A 7,045-nucleotide genomic window follows, 5' to 3' on the forward strand; every position below is an offset into this window, starting at 1 on the left:
CGTATATGGCTCTCCAACCTGGGCTCGAACCAGGGACACACGGATTAACAGTCCGTTGCTCTACCAACTGAGCTATTGGAGAATAAGATGTGATAACGGTAAATATGACAGGATAAAAGTAATTGCTGTCTGCGTTATGTGGGGCACATTTTAGCCAAGTCGGTATAGGCTGTCAACCTTATTTTGACATAATTCGCAAATATTCTTTAGATGTTGTGAAGTTTGATTGCCAGCCCTCAGTCCTTGGCGCATTTTAGTGATAAAAACGACCCAAATCTGTCATAAACGCACCTCAGAATGAGGTGTTTATAAAATGGCGCGTTAGGGCGGATAGGTCTGGATATGGATGGGCTTGATAGCGTGTTTGTTTTGTTAAAGTCTCCATCTACTTGCGGCGTGTAACAAAAAAATAGCAGCGATATGCTACTTTTATTTATGGCTTAAGCAATCTGCTGTCAGCGTTGGTTATCAAGCTTTTGCGGGTAATTTGATTAGACAACTTGGCTATCTTTTTGAATATAAAAGCAATCTGCACATCGCTTGAAACAAAAAAAACTGCTGGGCTGCTCTTCACATTGCTGGATTATTTCTATAAAATACCGACCGTGTGGTTTCTTTTGGAGCTACATTCTATTATTTATTGCTTATCCATTTCACTCAATCAAGCGCGTACGCTGGATTTAACACAGGTGTTTTAGCTATGAGTCCTACCATCATTGCTTACGGTTATCTCGCCATCGCTATCATTTGTGAAGTGGTTGGCACGACCTTTTTGGTCAAGTCAGAGCAATTTACCCGTTTGGTGCCGACCTTGATTATGGGCGTGCTTTATGCCATCTCGTTTTATTTGTTGACCCAGACCATCAAGACCATACCACTTGGCATCGCCTATGCGCTGTGGGGCGGTCTGGGGATTGTGCTGACATCACTAGTCGGGGTGTTCTTTTTTAAGCAAAGTCTCGATACCGCGGCGGTGGTCGGTATTGCGATGATCGTCGGCGGTGTGGTGGTGATGAACCTATTGTCAAACTCGGTGGTGCACTGACAAGTAGGTAAAAATGAACATGGACACAAAAATGGAAACGAAAAACGCGCATAAACGTAAAAAACAGCCAGAGCTGGTGCGGCGGGCACTGCTCGATGAGGCAGCACGTATCACGCTAGAGCAGGGCTTGTCTAAAGTGACTTTTCAAGCGGTGGCAGATGCCGTCGGCGTGACCAAAGGCGGAGTGATGCATCATTTTGCTACCAAGGACGCGCTTATCTTAGAGGTGTTTTATGATGCGATGGCCAAGTTTGAGGCAGAAGTCAATGCCGCCATGGCAAAGGATCCGGTCAGCTACGGCTCGTTTACCCGCGCTTATATCGACGCCACCATCAGCTTAGGCGAAAAAGGGCAGGCCGAGTTTAATAGCCAAGCGACTTTGTATGTGTTGATGCTAGGAGACCGGATGCTACGCGAACGCTGGGCTGAGTGGTCAAATGAGCAGCTAAAAAAATATGCCGCTACCGACAATAGCGAAACGCTATGTATGGTACGTCTGGTCGCCGATGGTATTTGGCTCTCTGACTTTTCGGGTATCGATATCTCGGACAAGGCCTCAATACGTGAGCGCTTGATAAATATGACGCAGCAAGACTTTGATAAACCGTTTTGATAAATGACTTTGACCAATAACTTGATAAACAGCTTTGGTCAATAACACGCACATAGAAAATTTTATATTTAACCTATGACGGCATGATTGACTGAACGCTTTTTTATAAATTCTCAGTCGCCTTAAGGAAAACTTATGACAACTACTCAGACAAACGTAAATGATTTACAAGACATTATTGATTTAGCACAAACGCAGACCGCTTATATTAACGGTCGCTATCTGGCGGTCGATGATTCTTTAACGACTTTTGACGATATCAACCCAGCGACAGGTGAAGTGCTGGCGAGCATTCAGCAAACCACTGCCGAGCAAATCGATGAAGCGGTAAAAGCGGCGCAACAAGGGCAAAAAGTGTGGGCGGCAATGACCGCAGTTGAGCGTGGCCGTATTTTGTCAAAGGCAGTTGCGATATTGCGCGAGCGTAATGATGTACTGGCATTGCTTGAAACCAAAGACACCGGCAAAGCGCTGTCTGAGACCAAGTATGTCGATATCGTCACTGGTGCTGATGTCGTTGAGTACTATGCAGGGCTTGCGCCAATGATTGAGGGTCGTCAGATTCCACTACGTGATAGCAGCTTTGTCTATACGCGCCGTGAGCCACTCGGCGTCGTCGCTGGTATCGGCGCATGGAACTATCCGATTCAGATCGCCATGTGGAAGGCTGCGCCAGCGTTGGCTGCAGGTAACGCGATGATTTTTAAACCCTCAGAAGTCACGCCACTGACGGCACTGAAACTGGCGGAAATCTTTACTGAAGCTGGCATGCCGGATGGCGTATTTAACGTCGTACAAGGCGATTATAAAGTAGGCGAAGCATTAACTCAGCATCCTGATATTGCCAAAGTCTCGTTTACAGGCGGCGTGCCAACGGGCAAAAAAGTCATGGCAAGCGCGGCATCATCATCTCTCAAAGACGTAACCTTAGAGCTGGGTGGTAAGTCGCCATTGATTATCTTTGACGATGCCGATATCGATATGGCAGCGGATATCGCCATGATGGCGAACTTCTATAGCACCGGTCAGGTCTGTACCAATGGCACGCGTGTATTTATCCCAAAAGCGCTACAAGCCAAGTTTGAAGAAGCGATTTTGACGCGGGTCAAACGTATCAAACTCGGCGATCCGATGGATGAAGATATCAATATGGGGCCACTAGTGAGCTTCCCGCATATGGAGCGAGTGCTTGGCTATATCGAGCAAGGTAAAGCGGGTGGCGCACGTCTATTGGCGGGCGGTGAGCGAGTGACGACAGACGAGCTGGCTAAAGGCGCGTATGTCGCGCCAACGGTGTTTACCGATTGCACCGATGACATGGCTATCGTGCGTGAAGAAATCTTTGGCCCTGTGATGTCGATATTGACTTATGAGACTGAGGAAGAAGTCATTCGCCGTGCCAATGATACCGAGTACGGCTTGGCGGCAGGGGTGGTAACCAAAGATCTAACCCGCGCGCATCGCGTCATCGGACAGATAGAGGCGGGTATCTGCTGGCTAAATACTTGGGGCGAGTCGCCTGCGCAAATGCCAGTTGGCGGTTATAAGCATTCAGGTATCGGCCGCGAAAACGGCATCGAAGCCCTTGAGCATTATACGCAGACTAAATCTATCCAAGTAGAGCTGGGTAAGTTTGAGTCGGTATTTTAATGGCTTGTTAACTGCTTGTTTTTTAACCATCTGTTTTAACCACCTGTTTTAACTACCTGTTTTAATGTACAAAGAAAGCTGTCGTTAGTAAGCACGTCATGTAGGTAAATACGCCGGCATGATGTGAGCTTACTGATGACATGACGTATTTTTACTATTATGGAGCGTTTTATGACATCAACCACACCTGAATATGACTACATCATTGTCGGTGCAGGCTCAGCCGGAAACGTGTTGGCCACGCGCTTGACCGAAGATGCCAACATTAAGGTGTTGCTATTAGAAGCTGGTCGACCTGATTATCGACTAGACTTTCGTACGCAGATGCCAGCGGCGCTCGCGATGCCGCTACAAGGCACTACGTATAACTGGGGCTACAAAACCGATCCTGAGCCATATATGAATAACCGCGTCATGGATTGTGGCCGCGGTAAAGGGCTGGGCGGCTCATCCCTCATCAATGGCATGTGCTATATCCGTGGTAATGCGCTCGATTTTGACGATTGGGCCAAAATCAAGGGCTTAGAAGACTGGACGTATCTCGACTGCTTGCCGTACTTTAAAAAATCAGAGAACCGCGACGCAGGCGAAAACGACTATCATGGCGTCGGTGGTCCGGTAGAAATGACCACCTCAAAACCTGGGGTCAATCCGCTGTTTGAAGCCATGATTGAAGCGGGCGTGCAGGCAGGCTATCCGCGTACAGAGGATCTAAACGGCTATCAGCAAGAAGGCTTTGGGCCAATGGATCGTTTTGTCACGCCTAATGGTCGCCGCGCATCAACGGCTCGCGGGTATCTCGACCGTGCCAAACCACGTAGCAATATCACGATTTTGACCGGTGCCTTGACCGATGTGATTTTGTTCGATGGTAAGCGTGCGGTCGGCGTCAAAGTTGAGCATCAAGGTCAAAGCAAAAAATTCTATGCCGCTCGTGAAGTGATCGTCTCATCAGGTGCTATCGCTTCGCCGCAATTATTGCAGCGCTCTGGTATTGGCCCTGGTCAGTGGCTCAAAGACTTGGGTATTAATGAGGTTTTAGAGTTGCCGGGTGTTGGTAATAATCTACAAGACCATTTAGAGCTGTATATGCAGTATGAATGTAAACTGCCCGTGTCGATTGCCCCTGCCAATAAATGGTGGAATAAACCTGCGATTGGTGCTGAGTGGTTGTTTAATGGTACTGGTCTTGGCGCGTCCAATCAGTTCGAGGGTGGCGGCTTTATCCGTACTGATGAGAAATTTACGCACCCCAATATCCAGTATCACTTCTTGCCATTAGCGGTGCGTTACGATGGTCGTAGTGCGGTGAAATCGCACAGCTTCCAAGCGCATGTGGGCTCACTACGCTCGCCGAGTCGTGGCCGCGTCAAGCTCACCTCAAAAGACCCAAATGCGCATCCAAGCATTTTATTTAACTATATGTCGCACGAGCAGGACTGGCAAGAGTTCCGCGCGGCGATGCGTATCACTCGCGAGATTATGCATCAGCCAGCGCTTGACCCATATCGCGGCCGTGCTATCGCGCCGACCGATGATCTGGTGACCGATGCGCAGCTCGATGAGTATGTCCGCAATCATAGCGAGACCGCTTATCATCCGTCGTGTACCTGTGCGATGGGTGAGGGTAATGATTCGGTGGTCAATGGTGAAGGGCTGGTACACGGTATCGATGGTCTGCGTGTCGTTGATGCGTCGATTATGCCAAATATCATTAGTGGTAACTTAAATGCTACCACCATTATGCTGGCCGAAAAAATCGTTGATAAGATGCGCGGTAAACAATTACCACGCTCGACAGCGGATTATTATGTCGCCAATGGCGCACCGCTCAGAGCTGAGCCGATGCGTGCTTATCATACGACTGCATAAATAAACGTGCCAGCCAGTAGGCACGATATAAGGATAATATAACGTCAATTTCAAATAAAAGGCCTTTCAACGTAAAGGTCTTTTTTATCAGCGCAGATCTGCTGGCACCCTTGTGAGCACTGATATCATCAGTACCGCACGCAAATGAGCATGTCAGCATATCGGCTTTATTTTGCGCTGATTATCTTTTCATTATTTTTTAAAAGTGGTGCTAAGGGGTCTGCGGACTGTTTAGCAAATTTTTATTGATTGGTACTGCTTTGTGCATCCTGCGCTTATATAGATAACGTGGTAACTATACACTATGTTATGACGGACAAAGCACTATCAGATCCTGTTTCATTTACCTATTGAGGTCTTTTATGTACAGCTCGCCATCAGAAGATGCGACGAAACCCTTGAGTCTAAATAAGACAGTTTTTTTAGGCTCAGCGATTATTTCTATTTTATTGATTATTTGGACGATTGCCTTGCCAGATTATAGTGAGGCATTATTAAGCGCGAGCATGGCGTGGGTATCAGAGAGTTTTGGCTGGTATTACATGCTGGTGGTGGCTGCTTATAGTATATTTGCTTTGTTTGTGGGCTTTTCAAAATACGGCGATATCAAGCTGGGACAAGACCATGAAAAAGCGCAGTTTCCCTTTTTAGCATGGGCGGCGATGCTATTTTCGGCCGGTATTGGTATCGATTTATTGTTTTTTGGTGCCTCTGAGCCGTTGATGCACTATCTCACCCCGCATACGGGGTTAGAGCCTGCCAGTGCCGAAGCGATGCGCCAAGCGTTATCTCAGACTTTTTTGCATTGGGGTCTGCATGGCTGGGGTATTTATGCGCTTATCGGCATGGCGCTAGCGTACTTTGCCTATCGCAAAAACATGCCGCTGGCGCTACGCTCACCGCTGACGCCTATCTTTGGCGAGCGCCTAGTCAAAGGCTGGCTCGGTGATGGCATTGATACCTTTGGTGTGGTCTGTACCTTGATGGGGATTGCCACTAGCTTAGGCATCGGGGTGTTGCAGGCTAATGCAGGCTTGACCCATGTCTTTGGTATCGAGTCGAGCAAGATGGTGCAGAGCTTGATCATCTTAGGCGTAGTAGCTGCTGCGGCTATCTCAGCGATGACCGGTGTAGAGCGAGGGGTACGCCGTCTATCTGAATTCAATATGCTCTCGTCGATATTGCTATTGATTGCGATATTGGTGATGGGCAATACTGTGTACTTGCTCAATACCTTTACCCAAAGTGTTGGTCAGTATTTCCAAACCATCGTTTTCAAAACATTCGACGTCTATGCCTATGACGGCAGCGCTGGTGCCGATTGGAAATCAGGCTGGACGATATTTTTCTGGGCATGGTGGGTGGCTTGGGCGCCGTTTGTCGGCTTGTTTATTGCGCGTATCAGCCGTGGCCGTACCTTGCGTGAATTTGTCTTTGGTGTGATGTTTATCCCGCTGGGCTTTATCTTTGCTTGGTTTTCTATCTTTGGCAATTCAGCGATAGACTTAGTCGCCAATGGTGCGACGGAGCTGGGTGAAATCGCTATCAATGACGCGGCGATGGGCATGTTTGCCTTGTTTGAGTACTTCCCTTTTAGTGATGTTTTATCATTCGCTGGCGTGGTCATCGGGCTTATTTTCTTTGTGACTTCAGCGGACTCTGGTGCGCTAGTACTGGCCAATCTTAGCTCAAAAGGTATGACCAATGATACTGATGCACCGGTTTGGTTGCGCCTATTTTGGGCAGCGGCCACCGGTCTGATCACTTTAGGTCTGCTGTTCGCCGGCGGCTTTGCTTCGTTGCAGTCGGTGTCTGTCATCGCAGGTTTGCCATTTTCGCTGATTTTGGTGCTTTATATGATGTCG

Annotated in this window: 5 protein-coding genes and 1 tRNA gene; 5 read left to right on the plus strand and 1 reads right to left on the minus strand. The window is 48.0% G+C overall.

Features of this window, described 5'->3' with window-relative positions; genetic code table 11:
* Positions 1-6 precede the first annotated feature (6 nt).
* Positions 7-82, minus strand: a tRNA-Asn gene (locus NK638_RS11310).
* Positions 83-700: 618 nt separating this feature from the next.
* Between NK638_RS11310 and NK638_RS11315 the strand changes: the two genes are divergently transcribed.
* The 5 genes from NK638_RS11315 to NK638_RS11335 form a co-directional block, all read left to right on the plus strand.
* Positions 701-1,045 carry a DMT family transporter gene (locus NK638_RS11315; RefSeq protein ID WP_274633097.1) on the plus strand — a complete coding sequence of 115 codons (345 nt, stop codon included), beginning with the start codon at positions 701-703 and terminating at the stop codon, positions 1,043-1,045.
* Between the two features lie 31 nt (positions 1,046-1,076).
* Positions 1,077-1,658, plus strand: coding sequence for a TetR/AcrR family transcriptional regulator (locus NK638_RS11320; RefSeq protein ID WP_238062693.1), 582 nt, complete (start codon positions 1,077-1,079; stop codon positions 1,656-1,658).
* Between the two features lie 135 nt (positions 1,659-1,793).
* Entirely contained in the window at positions 1,794-3,308 is a 1,515-nt protein-coding gene (gene betB / locus NK638_RS11325) for a betaine-aldehyde dehydrogenase (RefSeq protein ID WP_274633098.1), read from the plus strand.
* A gap of 171 nt (positions 3,309-3,479) precedes the next feature.
* Positions 3,480-5,180, plus strand: a complete 1,701-nt coding sequence (gene betA, locus NK638_RS11330; RefSeq protein ID WP_274633099.1) for a choline dehydrogenase — start codon at positions 3,480-3,482, stop codon at positions 5,178-5,180.
* Between the two features lie 362 nt (positions 5,181-5,542).
* Positions 5,543-7,045: BCCT family transporter (locus NK638_RS11335; RefSeq protein ID WP_274633100.1), on the plus strand; the 1,503-nt coding region annotated here is incomplete at its 3' end.

The organism is Psychrobacter sp. A3 (assembly GCF_028823565.1).
In the GTDB taxonomy this organism is placed as follows: Bacteria; Pseudomonadota; Gammaproteobacteria; order Pseudomonadales; family Moraxellaceae; genus Psychrobacter; species Psychrobacter celer.

Bases quoted from the DNA above. Each gene is read 5' to 3' on its own strand.
- NK638_RS11315 (WP_274633097.1), top strand. From the start codon at position 701: ATGAGTCCTACCATCATTGCTTACGGTTATCTCGCCATCGCTATCATT.
- NK638_RS11320 (WP_238062693.1), top strand. From the start codon at position 1,077: ATGGAAACGAAAAACGCGCATAAACGTAAAAAACAGCCAGAGCTGGTG.
- betB (WP_274633098.1), top strand. From the start codon at position 1,794: ATGACAACTACTCAGACAAACGTAAATGATTTACAAGACATTATTGAT.
- betA (WP_274633099.1), top strand. From the start codon at position 3,480: ATGACATCAACCACACCTGAATATGACTACATCATTGTCGGTGCAGGC.